Consider the following 16,230-nt stretch of genomic DNA (forward strand, 5'->3'; position numbering starts at 1 on the left):
GTCTCCTCCGAGGCTGTCGCTGTCAGCCTACCGAGAGGCTAGTAGGATGCCTCCCATTGCGTCCTGCGCAGGCGGGACGCATTACTTATGCGATCTATCACGACGAACGGGTGACAGCAGTGCCGACCGGCAAGGTGAAGTGGTACGACTCCGAGAAGGGCTTCGGCTTCCTCTCTCAGGAGGAAGGCGAGGACGTCTACGTGCGTTCGTCGGCGCTGCCCGCAGGTGTCGAGGGACTCAAGGCCGGGCAGAAGGTCGAGTTCGGACTGGCCGCCGGGCGCCGGGGTCCGCAGGCGCTGCAGGTCAAGCTGATCGACCCGCCGCCGAGCCTGGCCAAGACGCGCCGTGAAGCGGTGACCGTCGAACACAAGCACACCCCCGACGAGCTGCACGGCATGGTCGGCGATCTGATCACCCTGCTGGAGAACACCATCCAGCCCGACCTGCGCAAGGGCAAGTACCCCGACCGCAAGGTCGCCCGCCGGGTGTCCGAGGTCGTCAAGGCTGTCGCCGCCGAACTCGACGCCTAGGTTCTGCTGCGCCCAGCGTCGACTTTTCGTCGATGTCAGGCTGATTTTTCGACGATAAGTCCACGCTGGGTGAGGGCTTGTCGCGTCCGTTGCAAGATGACATGCGGCCGTGCGCACAACATCTCGAAGCTGACCCTGATGATGATCCAGCCCAGTGCCTCGAGTTCGGCGATCCGGTCGATGTCGCGGCTGGGTCCCTCGCGTCGGTCCAGTGCTGGGCGCCGTCGAATTCCACCGCCACCTGGTAGCGGGGCCATCCCATATCGAGCCTGGCGACAAACGAATAGGCGTCGTGGACCGCGATCTGCGTACTCGGGGTGGGCAGCCCGTCCCTGATCAGAAGCAGGCGCGTCCGTGTTTCCTGTGGGGACTCGGCGCCGCCGTCCGAGAGTGCGACGGCCTCCCGCAGTTGCCGGATTCCTCGCGCGCCGGGGTAGCGGGCAATGATGATGTTGATCTGGTCCACGCCGACACCGGTGGCATTGCGTAGGGCGTCGAGTCGGATGACCGCGGTGGGCACGTCGGCGATGCGACCAACGTCGAAGGCGGTCCGCGCCGCGGTGGTGGTGGGCATCCCGCGGCGCTGACAGACCTCGTCCGCCGCGAGGGTATCGCTGTGCAGGATGATGCCGCGGACCTTGTCTCGGGATGACCGGTTCAGCTCCGCAGGCAGGTTCGCGTCGATCCAGCGCGTGTTGTGGAGCGCAGCAGCCGAAAGTCCGGCAAGCACGCCCCGACGCCCCGACCACAACCACGCAGCTACCGCCCGGTCCCTGGCATCAAGTTCCACTCCGCGCGGCACGTACACATTTCGGTGCACAGCGGTGTACGCCGTGCGCAGGCGGTAATCGGTGACGAGGCCGGCGGCGCGCGCCTCCGTCCCGAGGAACGGCCACCCGGGATTGCCCATGTGTAGTTGGACTCCGCGCGGGCCCGGTCGGTTCCACCTTTCGCCCAGCGTCGACTTTTCGTCGATGAATTTGAGTTCGATCGACATCAACTCGACGTTCGGCGGGAACACTGGTCTCCATGACCTACGTCAACAAGCAGGGTGAGTTCAACCGGGACGCCAACTACATCAGTACCCGCATCACTGCCGACGGCCGGGACGGCTACCCCGTTGAGCCCGGCCGCTACCGGCTCGTCGTGGCGCGGGCCTGCCCGTGGGCCAACCGCACCATCATCGTTCGGCGTCTGCTCGGCCTGGAAGACGTTCTGTCCATCGGGTTTTGCGGGCCGACCCATGACGAGCGGAGCTGGACCTTCGACCTCGACCCCGGCGGCGTCGACCCGGTGCTCAAGATCCCGCGGATTCAGGACGCCTACTTCAAGCGTGACCCGGACTACCCGAAGGGCATCACCGTGCCGGCCGTCGTGGATGTGCCCACCGGTGCGGTGGTCACCAACGATTTCGCCCAGATCACCCTGGATTTCTCCACCGAGTGGACCGAGTATCACCGCGAGGGCGCGCCCCAGCTCTACCCCGAGAATCTGCGCGACGAGATCGACGAGGTCGCCAAGCGCGTCTACACCGAGGTGAACAACGGTGTGTACCGATGCGGGTTCGCCGGCTCACAGGAGGCCTACGACAAGGCCTATGACCGGCTTTTCGCCACCCTGGACTGGCTGACCGAAAGGCTGTCCACCCAGCGGTATCTCGTCGGTGACACCATCACCGAGGCCGATGTCCGGCTGTTCACCACGCTGGCCCGGTTCGACCCCGTGTATCACGGGCACTTCAAGTGCAATCGGTCCAAGCTCGCCGAGATGCCCGTGCTGTGGGCTTATGCCCGCGACCTCTTCCAGACGCCCGGCTTCGGGGACACCACCGACTTCGTGCAGATCAAGCAGCACTACTACATCGTGCACACCGACATCAATCCCACCCAAGTCGTCCCCAACGGGCCCGACCTGGCGAACTGGCTGACCCCGCACGGTCGGGAAACCTTGGGCGGCAGGCCATTCGGTGACGGAACCCCACCCGGTCCGACAAAAGCCGGTGAGGAGGTCCCGGCGGGTCACTCCGCCGGGTAGTCCGAAACGGACTCCGAGTACTCGGCTGCCGGGTCCCAGATCGTGCGCACCGACCATTCGGCGTGCGGCAGTGGGAACTCGTTACCGGCCTCGTCGCGCACCAGCGTCGGCAGCTGCACCACGATGCCGGTCAGCTTGCCGTACAGCGCATCGACGCTGGGTACGGTGATTGCCTGCGCGACACCCGGCCGGAACTCCTGGGCGACGGGAGCCTCGGCGTCCTCATAGGTGCGCAACAGCAGCCAGGGCGCGTCGGCGATGGGCGGATCCACGGCAAGCTGCACCGGACCCCGTGATGTCACCGTGAGTTCGCCGGTGGTTTCCGGGTTCTCGCAGGCGTCGAGGTTCACCACATCGCAATAGAAGTACGGCCCCACCCGCACCGTTTTGCCGTGCGAGTACGCGCTGATCTCGGGATAGCGCGGCCCGTGGTCCTTGCTGAGCTGCCACACCAGCACGCCGGTGCCCGCAGTGGAGAGCAGCGCCACCACCGCGAGCAGCGCCACCGCCCGCTTCATCGTCGGCCCGCCGCGGTGCTTCTGGAGAAATTCAGGGGTCCGCCTTCGGTTTCGGCCAGGATCGGGCGGTTGCCGCCGAAGCCCGGGATGAGTGATGCGCCGTTGTAGCTGACCAGTGTCTGAGCCAGCCCGACAATGAGAATCGCGGTGATGGCGGTGAAGCCCGCCCACAGTTCGGTGTAGATCAGCACCCCGGTCGCCCCGCCGATCACCCAGGCCAGCTGCAGCACCGACTCGGAACGGCCGAACGCCGACGCCCGCGACTCCTCGGGAAGATCGTCCTGCAGCGAGGCGTCCAGGGAGGCCTTCGCGATGGCACTGGCGCCCGAGGTGATGAGGGTGGCCACCGCGACGACCATGAGGTTGCCGGTGAGCGCGGCGGCCAAGGCGGACAGCGTCACCGCGATCGCCGCGCGGACCACCAGCAGCGCCGGGCGGCCCAATTTGAGGCGGGCCGCGGTGAAGTTGCCGGTGAAGTTGCCGATCGCCGCGGCCGCACCGATCAGGCCAAGGATGCGCAGCTGTTCCCAGCCGCCGTCGCCGTGGGCCTTCGCGACGAACGCCGGATAGAGGAACAGGAACCCGACCATCACCTTGATGGTGCAGTTGCCCCACAGCGACGTGATGATGTTGCGGCCCAGCGGCTGCCGTGCCGCCGACCGCTCCGGATGACGACGCAGCTGATCGGTACCGCCGTGATAGCTCAGGGTGGTCGGCACCTCACCGGCGGTGACCTCGACCCACTTCGGGATCCGCATCGCCAGGAAGGCGCCGCCGACGGTCGCGGCCACCAGTACATACAGCGCCCCGGGCAGCTCGAACATGTTGAACAGGTACTCCGCGCCGGCCGCCAGGCCGCCGCCGACCACCGTCCCGAACAGCAGGCCGAACGTCGTCAGCCGGGAGTTCACCCGGACCAGATCGATGGACGGCGGCAGCACCCGTGGCGTCACCGCGCTGCGCAACACGCTGAATGACTTGGAAAGCACCATCATTCCGAGCGCACACGGGTAGAGCACCCAGGACGGGAAGCTGCCTGTCACACCGTCATAGTTGGCGATCAGCACCACCGCGAGCACGGTGCGGGCCGCAAACGACATCGCCAGCGCGATCCGGCGGCCGTGCTGCAGACGGTCCAGCGCCGGACCGATCAGCGGCGCGATCACCGCGAAGGGGGCGATGGTGATGAGCAGGTACAGCGCGACCTTGCTCTTGCTCTCCCCGGAGGCCGCGGCGAAGAACAGCGTGTTGGCCAATGCGACGGCCATGGCGGCATCGACGGCGAAGTTCGCGACCACCGGCCACGTCAGCGCCGTCAGCCCGGACTTGTCGGCGCCGTCCGCCGTGGCGGCCCGGTGCACCAGCCCGTACATCTTGGAACCCATCTCCCGGCTGCGCTGGGCGGCCGCGCGGGTGACGGTGACGCGCTCGCCCGCGGCGGCGCCGGCCCTCGGTGGGGGATCGGTGCGGCGCCGGGCCGCGTCGTGATCGTCAAGGGGCGGCAACCAACGGTTGGCGCTCGGGTTCTGCGGGTTGTGCGGGTTGCCCTGCCCACCCCGGGGCGTCTGCCCTCGGCGCGGCATTTCGCCGTCGCTCGGATAGTTCGCCATGCCGGGGTGCTCGTCGCCGGACGGAGGCCGCGGCGGGTAGTAGCGGGGATCCCGGGAAGACACGTTGTCGATTGTCCCTCAAACCGGCGGCCACGGTGTGCAGGCCACCGGTGTGGCTCTGGCGCGCATGGTCAGGCAATATGGACACCGATGGACAGCATGACGGAAGTGACCGAGCAGGCCCCGGATATCGAGCTGCCGCAAGAACGGCCGCCGGCACTGGAGGCCCTGTTGATGGGCGCCGTCGATACCGCCCGCAGCGCCGTCGAGGAACTCAGTGGCCCCGACAGCGTGGGCGAGTACCTCGGCGCGGTGTTCGATGATCAGACCGCGGCCACGCACCGCTTCCTGGCCGTGCTACCCGGTTACCAGGGCTGGCAGTGGGCCGTCGTGGTGGCCGGCTATCCGGGCACCGACCATGTGACCATCAGCGAAGCAGTGCTGGTCCCCGGCCCCACGGCGCTGCTGGCGCCGCAGTGGGTGCCCTGGGATCAGCGTGTCCAGCCCGGTGACCTCGGCCCCGGTGACCTGCTGGCCACCCCGCCCGACGACCCGCGCCTGGTGCCGGGCTACATGTCCAGTGGTGACCCCGAACTCGACGAGTTGGCCGGTGAGGTCGGACTCGGCCGCCGCCGGGTGCTCAGCCTGGAAGGCCGCCTCGACGCCGCCGAGCGCTGGAGCGAGGGTGAGTTCGGACCGGCGTCGGCCATGGCGCGCGCCACCCGCCGGACGTGCCGCGAATGCGGTTTCTACGTCCCGTTGTCCGGATCGCTGGGCACACTGTTCGGGGTCTGCTGCAACGAGTTGTCCGCCGACGGGCGTGTCGTGGAATGCGAATACGGCTGCGGCGCCCATTCGGACACCCCGGTGCCCGCGGGCACCGGTTCGCCGCTCTACGTGCCGTATGACGACGGCGTGCTTGACCTGAACACTTAGGCGCGTTCGGCCGCGGCCTGATCGATGGGCCTAAGCGCCTTCAGCGGCGGCCTTGAGCCGGCTCAGCGTCTCGTTCATCCCCTCGACGAGTTCGTTCTCGAAGCTCGGCACCCCGCCCATCACGGCGTTCACCGTGACCGTGGAGAACTTCTTGATGCCGTTGGGCGCGCGGCGGCTTTCCACGACCCGGGTGCCGCCGTCGATCGGCTCGAGCTCGTAGCTCCACTCGGTGCCGTTCGCATCGACGCGGAAGGCCAGCTTGCGCTCCGGCTCGACCACGGTGATGGTGCTGCTGGTCGGCCAGACCAGCAGGCGGCGCCGGTTGAGGTTCACCGTCTTGGCGCCGACGCGCAGTGGGCCGAACATCTTCATCACCCGGGTCTGCGGGCTCCACAGCGGCATCTTCTTCAGGTCCGAGATCAGCGCCCACACCGTGGCCGGCGGAGCGGCGATGTCGATCTGTGCCTGCAGTAGTGGGGCTCCCATTGTTCTCCTTGAGTTTCAGGTCAGACCCTGCTGGGCACCACGGTCACCGCGACGGGCGGAGCGACGCTGCAGCAGGAAGATGGAGGTGCCGAGCAGGCCGACGCCCAGCCCGGCAATCGTGATCGGCCGCCACTCGTGCAGGCCGGGGACGGTGAACGCCAGCGCCACCGCGATCAGCCAGCCGAGGGCGACCACGACGATCACCGGTGCCGGTTCGAGCAACCGCGCGGGCAGCGCAGGCGGCTCGGGCGGCGGATTCGCGGTCATCGCATGTCAACCTAGCCGATGCCCGCTGGGTATTGTTCGGACCTGTGACTGACGACGTCGATGCCCGGTTACCGAGTGATCTGTCGTTGGCCGTGGTCCGGTTGGCCCGTCAGCTCCGATTCCGCCGGCCCGATTCGCCGGTGTCGCTCACGCAGTTGTCGGCGCTGGCCACGGTGTTCAAGGAGGGGCCGATGACCCCCGGCGCGCTGGCCGCCCGCGAGCGCGTCCGCCCGCCGTCGATGACCCGGGTGATCGCTTCGCTGGTGGATCTCGGGTTCGTCGACCGGTCCGCGCATCCCGACGACGGCCGGCAGGTGCTGGTCTCGGTGTCGGCGGCCGGTGTCGATCTCATCGAGGCCGAGCGCCGGGCCAGCCGGGAATGGCTGACCCAGCGACTGGCCGCGTTGACCGCCGCGGAGCGGGCGACGCTGCTGGCCGCCGCGGACCTGATGCTGGCCATCGTGGACGAAGGCGCCTGAACTGGCGCACATAGTCGATATCGAGGATCCCGCCGATCCGCGCCTCGATGATTTCCGCGACCTCAACAGCGTTGACCGCCGCCCCGATCTGCCGAGCGGCAAGGGACTGGTGATCGCCGAGGGTGTGCTGGTGGTGCAGCGCATGCTGGCCTCCCGCTTCCGCCCGCGCGCGCTGCTGGGCACCGACCGCAGGCTGGGGGAGCTGACCGAGGACCTGGCCGGCGTCGACGTCCCGTACTACCGGGCAACTGCGGAGGTGATGGCGGCCGCGGTGGGCTTTCACCTCAACCGGGGTGTGCTGGCCGCCGCGCCACGGCCGGGCGAGCTGACCGTCGACGAGGTCATCGGGGATGCGCGCACCGTGGCGGTGCTCGAGGGCGTCAACGACCACGAGAACCTGGGCTCGATCTTCCGCAACGCCGCCGGACTGGGCGTCGACGGTGTGCTCTTCGGTACCGGATGTGCGGACCCGCTGTACCGCCGGGCGGTGCGGGTCTCGATGGGGCACGCCCTGCTGGTGCCGTATGCGTGGGCGGCGTCCTGGCCGGAAGATCTGGAGGTGTTGCGCAGCAAAGGTTTCCGGGTACTGGCGATGACACCGAATCCCGCCGCGCCGACGCTGGCATCGGCGATGACCGACCTGGCGGGGGACAAGGTGGCGATGATGGTCGGTGCCGAGGGGCCGGGCCTCAAGGAGCACACCATGCGCTCCGCCGATGTGCGGGTGCGCATCCCGATGGCGCGGGGCACCGATTCACTCAACGTCGCCACCGCCGCCGCGCTGGCCTTCTATGAGCGCGCTAGGTTGGACCCGTGACCGAAGCCGAGACTCCCTGGGGCACCGGCCTGACGGTGGCGGCCTTCGTGGCCGCGGTGGTGGGCGTGGCGATCGTGGTCCTGAGCCGCGGGTTGATCAGCGTTCATCCGCTGCTGGCGGTGGGACTCAATCTGGTCGCCGTCGGAGGTTTGGCGCCCACGGTGTGGGGCTGGCGCCGTAAGCCGGTCTTGCGGTGGTTCGTGCTGGGGTCCGCGGTCGGGGTGGCGGTCGGCTGGATCGTCGCGCTGGCCCTCGCCTTTTCCTAATCGATCAGCGTCGCAGCGAGTTTGGCCCGCCACACCGCAATGTCATCCGCGCCGACGATGCGCAGCACCACCTGATCGGCGCCGGCCGCATGGTACTCGGCAACGCGTTCGGCGATGCGCTGCGGTTCACCCCAGGCGGTGATGCCATCGAGCAGCCGGTCGCTCACCTGATCGATATCGGTTTCGGTGAACCCCTGGCGCAACAGGTTTCGGCGGTATCCGCCGGGCTTCCACGCCAAGAACTCCAGCGGGCCGGACGCCGCGCGGCGCGCATCGTCGCGGTCGGTCAGCGGAATCACCATCTGCAGCACCGCCAGGGTGCGGTCCGCACCGAGTTGATTTCTGGCCTGTGCCACATACTCGGGTGTCACCAAATAGGGGTACGCGCCGCCGGCACGTTCGCGCGCGAGCGCCAGCATGTTCGGCCCGAGCGCGGCCAGCACCCCGGCGCGGATACCGGCCGCGTCCAGTTCGTCGAGGTACCCGCTGATGGTCTGCAGTGGCCGCGGGCCATGCGCGCCACCGATTCCCACCACGAACCGGCCGGGCTCCAGGTCGGCGTGCAGCGCGATGACGTCGGCGGCCGGCACCCGCGACACCGAGATGATCCCGGTGGCCACCGGGATGGTGGTGGTGGCCCGCACCGCCGCCGCGACCATCGGCAGATCGCCGGAACGCCACAGGGTGGCGTATCCGAGGTCTTGGGCGTGGCGTGCTTCATCGGCGACGACGTCGGCATCGTCGGTGTAGGGATTACTACTGGCCAGCCCGATCGCACTCATGGTTCAGACGGTAGAACCTCAAGCATTCTTCAGGTCAAGCCCTTTCAGTGACGGCGGGAGGTCGCCGTGGTGCAGCACACCGAGGCGCTGCGTGGCGCGGGTCAGGGCGACGTAGAGTTCGGCCGCCCCGCGTGGGCCGTCGGCGATGATCCGCTCCGGTGCCACCACCAGGACGGCGTCGAATTCCAGGCCCTTGGTCAGCGCGGCCGGCACCGTGCCGGGCACTCCGGGCGGCCCGATCACCACGCTGGTGCCCTCGCGGGCAGCCTCGTCTTCGACGAATTCCTTTATGGCCATCTCAAGTGCGTCTTCGCTCACCTTCTTCGACCACGGCTGCACGCCGCATGAGCGCACCGATTCCGGTGGCTGAATGCCCGGCGCGAATTCGGAAAGCACCGCGGCGGCGACGGCCATGATCTCCGCCGGGGTGCGGTAGTTCACCGTCAGCGGCCGATAGACCCAACGCTTTTTCACATGCGGGGCCAGCATGGCGTCCCAGGACCTCGCACCCGCTTCGGAACGACGTTGCGCCAGGTCGCCGACGATGGTGAAGGACCGGGCCGGGCAGCGCCGCATCAGCACCCGCCAGTCCATCTCGGAGAGCTCCTGGGCTTCGTCGACCACCACATGGCGGTAGGTCCAATCCCGGTCCGCGGCAGCACGTTCGGCCAGTTCGCGGTTGTCCTGTTCGATGAACCTGTCGGCCAGTTCCTCGGCGCCGATCAGGTCGGCGGCGATCAGATGGTCCTCGTCGTCCATCAGGTCCTCGCGGGCCACCATCAGGTCCAGCACGCCCGCGGCATACGCCGCCTCCTCCTGGCGTTCCTTCTCCGCGGCCGCATCGGGTTTGATGCCGCCCAGCAGATCCACCAGCTCGTCGAGCAGTGGGACGTCCGACACCGTCCAGGCCCGCCCGTCCTGTCGCCACAACGACTCATCGGCACCGGCGGCCGCGAGCCGTTCGGGGGACTCGTAGAGCGCCGCCAGCAGTGATTCCGGTGTCAGCTCCGGCCACAGCTCGTCCAGCGCGGCCTTGAACGCGTCGTGATCTTCGAGCTCGTCGAGCAGTTCGGCGCGCAGGTGTTCCCAGGCCTGCTTGTCGTCACGGGTCAACCAGCCCTTGCCGATTCGCGCGATCGCGCGTTCGGTGAGCACCCAGGTGATCACGTCGGTAAACACCGCCCGGGCGTCGTTGTGCGGCAGACCCGCCTCGCGCGCCTCCTGGATCGCCCAGGCCGCGGCCTCGGCGTTGATCTCGACCGTGACGTCGGCCAGCTTGATGGGCAGCGGCTCCTCGGGGGTGCGCTGACGGTCGGCGACGGCGGCTTTGAGGACTTCGAGCATCTTCACCGAACCCTTGGCCCGCGCGGCATCCGGGGTGTCCTCGGCGGTGGTGTGCAGCCCGGGGACCAGATCGCCGGTGGTCATGAACACCACGTTGGTCTCGCCGAGCGAGGGCAGCACCCGACCGACATGGTTGAGGAACGCCGGGCTGGGCCCGATGACCAGCACCCCGTGCCGCTCCATTCGTTCGCGCTGGGTGTACAGCAGGTAGGCGACGCGGTGCAGCGCGACCACCGTCTTTCCGGTGCCCGGACCGCCCTCGATGACGAGCACACCGGATTGATCGAGCCGGATGATCTCGTCCTGCTCGGCCTGGATCGTCGCGACGATATCGCTCATGCCCTCGGTGCGCGGCGCGTTGACCGCCGCCAGCAGGGCCGCGTCGCCGCGCTCGCCGACGTCGGGGCGGCCCAGCACCTCGTCGGTGAAATCGAGGACTTTGCGCCCGCGGGTGTGGAACTGGCGCCGGCGCCACATGTTCTCCGGGCTGGCGGCGGTGGCCACGTAGAACGCCCGAGCCGCGGGTGCCCGCCAGTCCAGCAGCAGTGGCTCGTAGTCGTTCTCGTTGTCGAACAGCCCGAGCCGCCCGATGTAGGACCGCTCACCTTCGATGCTCTCAAGTTGGCCGAAGCACAATCCGCTGTCGGCCACGTCGAGCCTGCTGACCTCTTTTCCCAGTGCGCGCACGTCGGCATCGCGGTTCACCAGGGTGGCACCGTCCTGCTTGTCGATATCGCCCTTGAGCGCCGCGGAGTAGCGGTCCTTGGCGCGCGCCCGTTCGGCGTCCAGCCGGTCATACAGCGCGGCCACGTACTCGCGCTCAGCCTCTAGTTCTGCCTGATAGTCCTGGATTGTCATGTGCCCCTTGTTATTTCGTACGGTATGTATCATGCGCCCAGCAGCGTCCTTGCGGCCGTTGCGGCCCCGTCGGTGCGAATGGTGCCGGCCACGGCGATCGCTCTGGTTCGGGTCTCGGGGGTCAGTACCAGCCTAAGCGCCGCCGTGAGTGAGTGGACGGTCGGCGTCTGGTCGTGATGCGCCACCCCGATGCCGAGGTCGGCGGCCCGGCCGGCCCAGTAGGGCTGATCGACGATCTGCGGAATCACCACCTGCGGGGCGCCGGCCCGTGCGGCCGTGGTCGTGGTGCCCGCGCCGCCGTGATGCACCACCGCGGCGACCCGTGGGAAAAGAGCCTGCTGGTTGACCTCGCCGATGACGAAGCAGTCCGGGTCGGCCGTGGTCAGGCCGGCCCAGCCGCTGCCGATCAGCACCCGCCGGCCGTGCGCCCGGATCGCCTCGATGGCCACCTCGGCGGCCCGCTCGGGTGCCGTGACACTGCCGAAGCCGACGTATACGGGCGGCGAACCGGAATCGAGGAAGGCCTCAAGGTCGGGTGTCAGCGGGCGCTCATCGGGCACGATCCAGGCGCCGGTCTGCACGACATCGAACCCGGGATGGGCGTGCAGCGGGCTCAGCACCGGGTCGGACGCCAGCCACGGGGTGTGGGTGAACGTGTGGTCGCGGACATTGTCGATCGGTGCCAGGCCTCTCGCTTTTCGGTGTTCGTTCAGCGCCGGCCCGTACAGCACCTGGACCTTCTCGGCGTCCAGATCCCACAGCACCTGGTTGTCGGTCTCGTCTTCGGGGAACGGTTTACCCGGTCGCGGTAGCGGGCGGTAGTCCGGAGAGGGCAGCACCTGCGGAGTGAACATCACGCATCGGTAGGGCACCTCGACCAGTTCGGCGATCGAGCGCATCCCGGCGGGCATCAGACCGGTCGCGACGATGGCGTCACACGTGCGTGCTGTTTCGAGCGTTTCGAACTGCGAGGCCACCAAGTCGGCGGCGAGCGCCGGCGCGTCCTTGTGTGTGGCCTTCTGGACGTGCACCAGCTCACGCACCGAAGGGCCGGTCGGCACCATCGGGACTCCCGCTGCCGTGAGCAGTTCGGTGAAGTCCGGCGGTGCACAGACCAGGGCTTCGGCACCCTGGTTCTGTAGTTCGAGCGCCAGCGCCAGCAGTGGCTCGATGTCCCCGCGTGAACCGAATGTGTAGAGCAGAACTCGCATAGCGCCCCCCTGATGTGGTGAATTCTCTTTCAGGCGAGCGATTTTGCGGCATCACCCGGGTCTTGCCGCAAGCCCCGGGGTGCGCTATAAATTGAGAGTGGGAAGGCGAGGGCCTTCCCTTTTTTGTGTCCGGCGTTCAGTTCCCGCCGCTTGTCGCTGCGGTCCGCGAGGTCGGCACAGTTATCCACAGGTTGCAAAAACCATCTTCGACTCGTGTCAGTGGACGTCGGTAGAATCGCACACATGTTCGAGGTGTTGGATCGGGTCGCACTCGCGGAGTTGAGCGATGAAGCGCTCATCTCGGCGGTCACGGCCATGACCCAGACCGAGGCCATGGCGGCCGCGCAGCGGCTGGCCCTGATCGGCGAAGTGATCGCCCGCCAGTGCGATGACGAGGACGACACGGTTGCCCACCAGGTGATCGACGGTTGGGCGTGGGCCCAGGCCGCGGTCGCGGCGGCCTGCAATGTGAATCCGTATGCGGCGTCCAAGCAGATGCGCATCGCCCAGGCCTTGCGTGACCGGCTACCCCGCACCGCGGCCCTGTTCGCCAAGGGTGCGGTGTCGGCGACGTTGATCGATGCGATCACCTGGCGCACGCATCTGGTCGTCGACGAGGACGCGATCGCCCTGATCGATGCGGCGATTTCCGGCGAAGCGGGCGAGTATGGGCCGCATTCGGAGAAACAGCTGATCGGCGCGGTTGATCTGTGGGTGGAGAAATTCGACCCCGACGCCGTCGTGCGGTCCCGGCGGGCCGCCAAGGACCTCTATGTGGAGTTCGACGACAAGGACGACCCCAACGGGGTGGCCTCGTTCTGGGGCAGGCTGCGGATCACCGACAAGAAGATCCTCGAACAACGGCTCGACGCCCTGGCCGACACCGTCTGCCCGAATGATCCCCGGAAGCGTGGGGAACTGCGTGCCGCGGCCCTGGCCGCCTTGGGTGCGGTCGGCCCGGCCCTGGAACGCCTGGCCTGCGAATGCGGGGACACCGGCTGTGCGGGCAGCGGGAAAGATCCGCGCGCGGGCGCGGTCACCATCTATGCGCTCACCGACCAGGTGCCCGCCGCAGGTGAGGACACCCCGCCGCAGAGCACCCCGGGTACTGCAGGCACCCCGGACTCCGAGCCAACCGCACCCGCTGCACCGGAACACGAGCCGCAGACACCGGCCGCGGAATCCGAACCCGCTGGACCATCCGAGCCCGCCGCGCCGGCTGCCCGCACCGAACCAGCCGCGTCCAGCTCCGAACCTGCCCCGGCTGCGGCCAACGCCCGCCCTGCGGCTCCCGCGGCCTGCAACCCGAGCCCCGGGGTGATGCTCGATGGCGCCATCATCCCCGCCGCCATGCTGGCCGAACTCGTCGCCGCCGGCGCCAAAGTCACGCCGCTCGCCGAGATCGCGAATCTCCCCGCCGAACGCCAATACCGGCCCTCGACAGCGCTGACCGCGTTCGTCCGAATGCGTTCGATGACCTGCAGCTTCCCCGGCTGCAACCGGGCCGCCCACCGCTGCGACCTCGATCACCTGACCCATGGCCGGCCGGGGCCACCCACCCGGCAACCTCGGGCCGCTCTGCCGCCTGCACCATTTGATCAAGACATTCGGTGGCTGGACACCCACCGCCCAACCCGACGGCACCATCCAATGGACAGCACCCAGCGGGCACAGCTACACCAAGGCTCCCGGGGCGGCAATCCTGTTCCCGCACTGGAACATTGACACACCCATTCCCCGAAAGCGCGCGATCACCCTCATCAACGACACCGACCGCGACACCAAGATGCCGGTCCGACAACGCACCCGCGCCCAAGACCGCGCCCAACGCATCAACACCGAACGCGCCCGCAACCAACTCGAACTCGCCCTCGAACGCGCCGACAACAACAGCGACCCACCACCCTTCTGAGGGCGATGGGCCGGCTGCTCGAAAGAGTGGTCTGTCAGCGCTGGGTGCCGGACCGCACTCCCAGCAGGACGTCTTCCCACGCGGGGACAGATGGCTTGGCCTTGCGGGTACGGCGCTTTGGCGTGGTCGGCGCCGGCTCGTCGCCCACCTCGGGTTCCGAGCCGGCGGCAGCCGGAGCGGACTGCGGTGCGGGGGCCGGCGCGGGCGGTGCGGACTGCGGTGCGGGCGGAGCGACAGGGGGAGCGGCGGCCACGGGCGCGGGGGCCTGTGGTGGCAGCACCACCTGAGACGGGTGCACCGGGGCATGGGTCGGGTGCACCGGAGCATGCACCGCGACCGGCGACACCTCGAAGTCGAGTTGGGCGACGGCTGCCACCGGGCGCAACGGCCGGGCGAAGCTCGGGTCGATCAGCTCGGCTGCACTGTCATCGAACGCCACCACCGTGCCGCCGTGCGAACCGGGCGTGAAACGGAAATGGGCCTGCAGATCGGACTTGCCGGCCTTCCAGGCCAGCTGCACCGTCCAACGCCCGTCCTCATTGCGCCAGGCATCCCAGTTCGTGGCATTCGGGTCCAAGCCCCGGGAGACCAGTGCGGTGGTGATGGTCTCGAGCAGTGTCAGCACCGACGGACCGTCGGCCAGCACCGGGTGTGCCGCGGTGGCCAGTTCGGCCGCTCGCGAGCGCTCCAGCAGGACCGGGTTGGCAAACCGCCGGATCCGGTCGATGTCCTCACCGGCCAGCGCGGCGACCTGCTCCACGGAAGCACCCGCGCGGATGCGGGACTGGATCTCCTTGGGGCGCAAGCCTGGGCTCACCTCGACCTCGATCTCGGTTTGATTGGAGGTGGCCTTGTCGCCGCGCACGGCGGCCCGCAGACGGTTGTCGACACGAATGGCGAAATTGTCACCGGAGTCGGGGGCCTCGCAGATGAGCCGCTTGCCGTCCACGTCGAGCCCGACGACCTTGAGTTCCCGCATAGTGCACCTCCATCGCGCACCCTACTTTGTTATCCGCCCGTTACCGTGCAGACACGCAGATTGCCGGCGGAACCGTGCTCAGATTCTCTCCACAACCCAATCCACGCACGCCGTCAGCGCGCTGACATCCTCGGGATCGACCGCCGGGAACATCGCGACCCGCAGCTGGTTGCGGCCCAGCTTCCGGTACGGCTCGGTATCGACGATGCCGTTGGCCCGGAGCGCCTTGGCGACCGCCGCGGCATCCACCGAATCGGCGAAATCGATGGTGCCGACAACCTGGGACCGCAGCTTCGGATCGGTCACGAACGGCGTTGCGAACGAGGAGGTCTCGGCCCACGAGTACAGCCGCGCCGACGAATCTGCGGTGCGCTTCACAGCCCAGTCCAGCCCACCGTTGGCCAGCATCCAGTCGATCTGCTCGGCCATCAGAATCAACGTGCCGATCGCCGGGGTGTTGTAGGTCTGATTCTTCAGGCTGTTCTCGACCGCGATGGGCAGCGAGAGGAAGTCGGGCACCCAGCGATCGGTGGCCGCGATGGCGTCGATGCGGGCCAGCGCCGCCGGGGAGAGGGCCGCGAACCACAGGCCGCCGTCGCTGGCGAAGCTCTTCTGAGGTGCGAAGTAGTAGGCGTCGGTATCGCGGATGTCGACCGGCAGACCGCCGGCCGCCGAGGTGGCGTCGATGAGCACCAGCGCGTCGCCGGCCGGGCGCTGCACCGGCACCGCCACGCCGGTGGACGTCTCGTTGTGGGCCCATGCGACGACATCGACCGACGGATCCGAAACGGGTTCGGGGGCGCTGCCGGCGTCGGCCTTCACGATGATCGGATCGCCGACGAACGGGTTCTTCGCCACGCAGGACGCGAACTTGGCGCTGAACTCTCCGTAGGTCAGGTGCAGTGACTTCTTGTCGACGAGCCCGAACGCGGCGGCATCCCAGAATGCGGTCGATCCGCCGTTGCCCAGGATCACCTCGTAACCGTCGGGCAGCGCGAACAGCTGGCGCAGTCCGTCGCGCACCCGGCCGACCAGGTTCTTCACCGGTGCCTGCCGGTGTGAGGTGCCGAACAGGTCGCCCGCGGCGGCGAGGGCCGCCAGCTGCTCGGGGCGCACCTTGGAGGGGCCGCAGCCGAAGCGGCCGTCTTTGGGCTTGATATCGGCGGGGATCGTCAGTTCGGCCATGACCACCAGATTATCG

The 16,230-nt window shown here is 68.4% G+C and carries 17 protein-coding genes and 1 pseudogene; 8 read left to right on the plus strand and 10 right to left on the minus strand.

The genetic code is table 11. The annotated features are described in order from the left end of the window. Positions 1-119 precede the first annotated feature (119 nt). Positions 120-530, plus strand: a complete 411-nt coding sequence (locus EXE63_RS20315) for a cold-shock protein (protein ID WP_105362106.1) — start codon at positions 120-122, stop codon at positions 528-530. A gap of 35 nt (positions 531-565) precedes the next feature. On the opposite strand, the pseudogene EXE63_RS20320 reads toward EXE63_RS20315, so the two are convergent. Then, positions 566-1,440, minus strand: a pseudogene (locus tag EXE63_RS20320) (endonuclease domain-containing protein). 119 nt (positions 1,441-1,559) lie between these two features. On the opposite strand from EXE63_RS20320, the gene EXE63_RS20325 reads away from it, so the two are divergent. Further along, a complete protein-coding gene (locus tag EXE63_RS20325; RefSeq protein WP_168143419.1) occupies positions 1,560-2,564 on the plus strand; it encodes a glutathione S-transferase family protein in 1,005 nt (334 codons plus the stop codon). Here the strand turns inward: EXE63_RS20325 and EXE63_RS20330 are convergent. Beyond that, positions 2,549-3,082, minus strand: a complete 534-nt coding sequence (locus tag EXE63_RS20330; protein ID WP_168143420.1) for a DUF2771 domain-containing protein — start codon at positions 3,080-3,082, stop codon at positions 2,549-2,551. The two genes, EXE63_RS20325 and EXE63_RS20330, sit on opposite strands and share 16 nt — an antisense overlap. Next, a complete protein-coding gene (locus EXE63_RS20335; protein ID WP_168145672.1) occupies positions 3,079-4,692 on the minus strand; it encodes an MFS transporter in 1,614 nt (537 codons plus the stop codon). Before EXE63_RS20335 ends, EXE63_RS20330 begins: the two co-directional genes overlap by 4 nt. A gap of 150 nt (positions 4,693-4,842) precedes the next feature. Between EXE63_RS20335 and EXE63_RS20340 the strand changes: the two genes are divergently transcribed. Then, complete coding sequence (locus EXE63_RS20340) at positions 4,843-5,628, plus strand: DUF3027 domain-containing protein (RefSeq protein ID WP_372513132.1); 786 nt, start codon at positions 4,843-4,845, stop codon at positions 5,626-5,628. Positions 5,629-5,658: 30 nt separating this feature from the next. On the opposite strand, the gene EXE63_RS20345 is transcribed toward EXE63_RS20340, so the two are convergent. Together EXE63_RS20345 and EXE63_RS20350 are read right to left on the minus strand one after the other, a co-directional pair. Next, positions 5,659-6,114 carry an SRPBCC family protein gene (locus EXE63_RS20345; RefSeq protein WP_168143422.1) on the minus strand — a complete coding sequence of 152 codons (456 nt, stop codon included), beginning with the start codon at positions 6,112-6,114 and terminating at the stop codon, positions 5,659-5,661. Positions 6,115-6,129: 15 nt separating this feature from the next. Beyond that, on the minus strand, positions 6,130-6,381 hold the full coding sequence (locus tag EXE63_RS20350) for a DUF2530 domain-containing protein (RefSeq protein ID WP_168143423.1): 252 nt from the start codon (positions 6,379-6,381) through the stop codon (positions 6,130-6,132). Positions 6,382-6,425: 44 nt separating this feature from the next. Between EXE63_RS20350 and EXE63_RS20355 the strand changes: the two genes are divergently transcribed. From EXE63_RS20355 to EXE63_RS20365, 3 genes are all read left to right on the plus strand, one after another. Further along, positions 6,426-6,860, plus strand: coding sequence for an Rv0880 family HTH-type transcriptional regulator (locus EXE63_RS20355; protein ID WP_105362100.1), 435 nt, complete (start codon positions 6,426-6,428; stop codon positions 6,858-6,860). Between the two features lie 109 nt (positions 6,861-6,969). Then, positions 6,970-7,677, plus strand: coding sequence for a TrmH family RNA methyltransferase (locus tag EXE63_RS20360; RefSeq protein ID WP_234904192.1), 708 nt, complete (start codon positions 6,970-6,972; stop codon positions 7,675-7,677). After that, positions 7,674-7,943: a DUF2537 domain-containing protein gene (locus EXE63_RS20365; protein WP_168143424.1), complete on the plus strand. Its 270-nt coding sequence runs from the start codon at positions 7,674-7,676 to the stop codon at positions 7,941-7,943. Before EXE63_RS20360 ends, EXE63_RS20365 begins: the two co-directional genes overlap by 4 nt. Here EXE63_RS20365 and EXE63_RS20370 read toward each other — a convergent pair. The 3 genes from EXE63_RS20370 to EXE63_RS20380 are packed head-to-tail and all read right to left on the minus strand — an operon-like array spanning position 7,940 to position 12,138. Then, on the minus strand, positions 7,940-8,725 hold the full coding sequence (locus tag EXE63_RS20370) for a TIGR03620 family F420-dependent LLM class oxidoreductase (protein WP_168143425.1): 786 nt from the start codon (positions 8,723-8,725) through the stop codon (positions 7,940-7,942). The two genes, EXE63_RS20365 and EXE63_RS20370, sit on opposite strands and share 4 nt — an antisense overlap. A gap of 18 nt (positions 8,726-8,743) precedes the next feature. Next, positions 8,744-10,927 (minus strand): RNA polymerase recycling motor ATPase HelR, encoded by a 2,184-nt coding sequence (gene helR / locus EXE63_RS20375; protein WP_168143426.1) that lies wholly within the window; start codon positions 10,925-10,927, stop codon positions 8,744-8,746. A 29-nt stretch (positions 10,928-10,956) separates the two neighbouring features. Beyond that, entirely contained in the window at positions 10,957-12,138 is a 1,182-nt protein-coding gene (locus EXE63_RS20380; RefSeq protein WP_168143427.1) for a glycosyltransferase, read from the minus strand. A 243-nt stretch (positions 12,139-12,381) separates the two neighbouring features. Between EXE63_RS20380 and EXE63_RS20385 the strand changes: the two genes are divergently transcribed. Beyond that, positions 12,382-13,863: a DUF222 domain-containing protein gene (locus tag EXE63_RS20385; protein ID WP_234904193.1), complete on the plus strand. Its 1,482-nt coding sequence runs from the start codon at positions 12,382-12,384 to the stop codon at positions 13,861-13,863. 61 nt (positions 13,864-13,924) lie between these two features. Then, positions 13,925-14,050 carry a hypothetical protein gene (locus tag EXE63_RS33305; protein ID WP_272955789.1) on the plus strand — a complete coding sequence of 42 codons (126 nt, stop codon included), beginning with the start codon at positions 13,925-13,927 and terminating at the stop codon, positions 14,048-14,050. Between the two features lie 34 nt (positions 14,051-14,084). On the opposite strand, the gene sepH is transcribed toward EXE63_RS33305, so the two are convergent. Further along, entirely contained in the window at positions 14,085-15,029 is a 945-nt protein-coding gene (gene sepH / locus EXE63_RS20390) for a septation protein SepH (RefSeq protein WP_168143428.1), read from the minus strand. A gap of 78 nt (positions 15,030-15,107) precedes the next feature. After that, positions 15,108-16,214 carry a phosphoserine transaminase gene (gene serC / locus EXE63_RS20395; protein ID WP_168143429.1) on the minus strand — a complete coding sequence of 369 codons (1,107 nt, stop codon included), beginning with the start codon at positions 16,212-16,214 and terminating at the stop codon, positions 15,108-15,110. Between the last annotated feature and the right edge of the window lie 16 nt (positions 16,215-16,230).

The sequence above is a fragment of the Mycolicibacterium frederiksbergense genome (assembly GCF_012223425.1).
Classification (GTDB): domain Bacteria; phylum Actinomycetota; class Actinomycetes; order Mycobacteriales; family Mycobacteriaceae; genus Mycobacterium; species Mycobacterium frederiksbergense.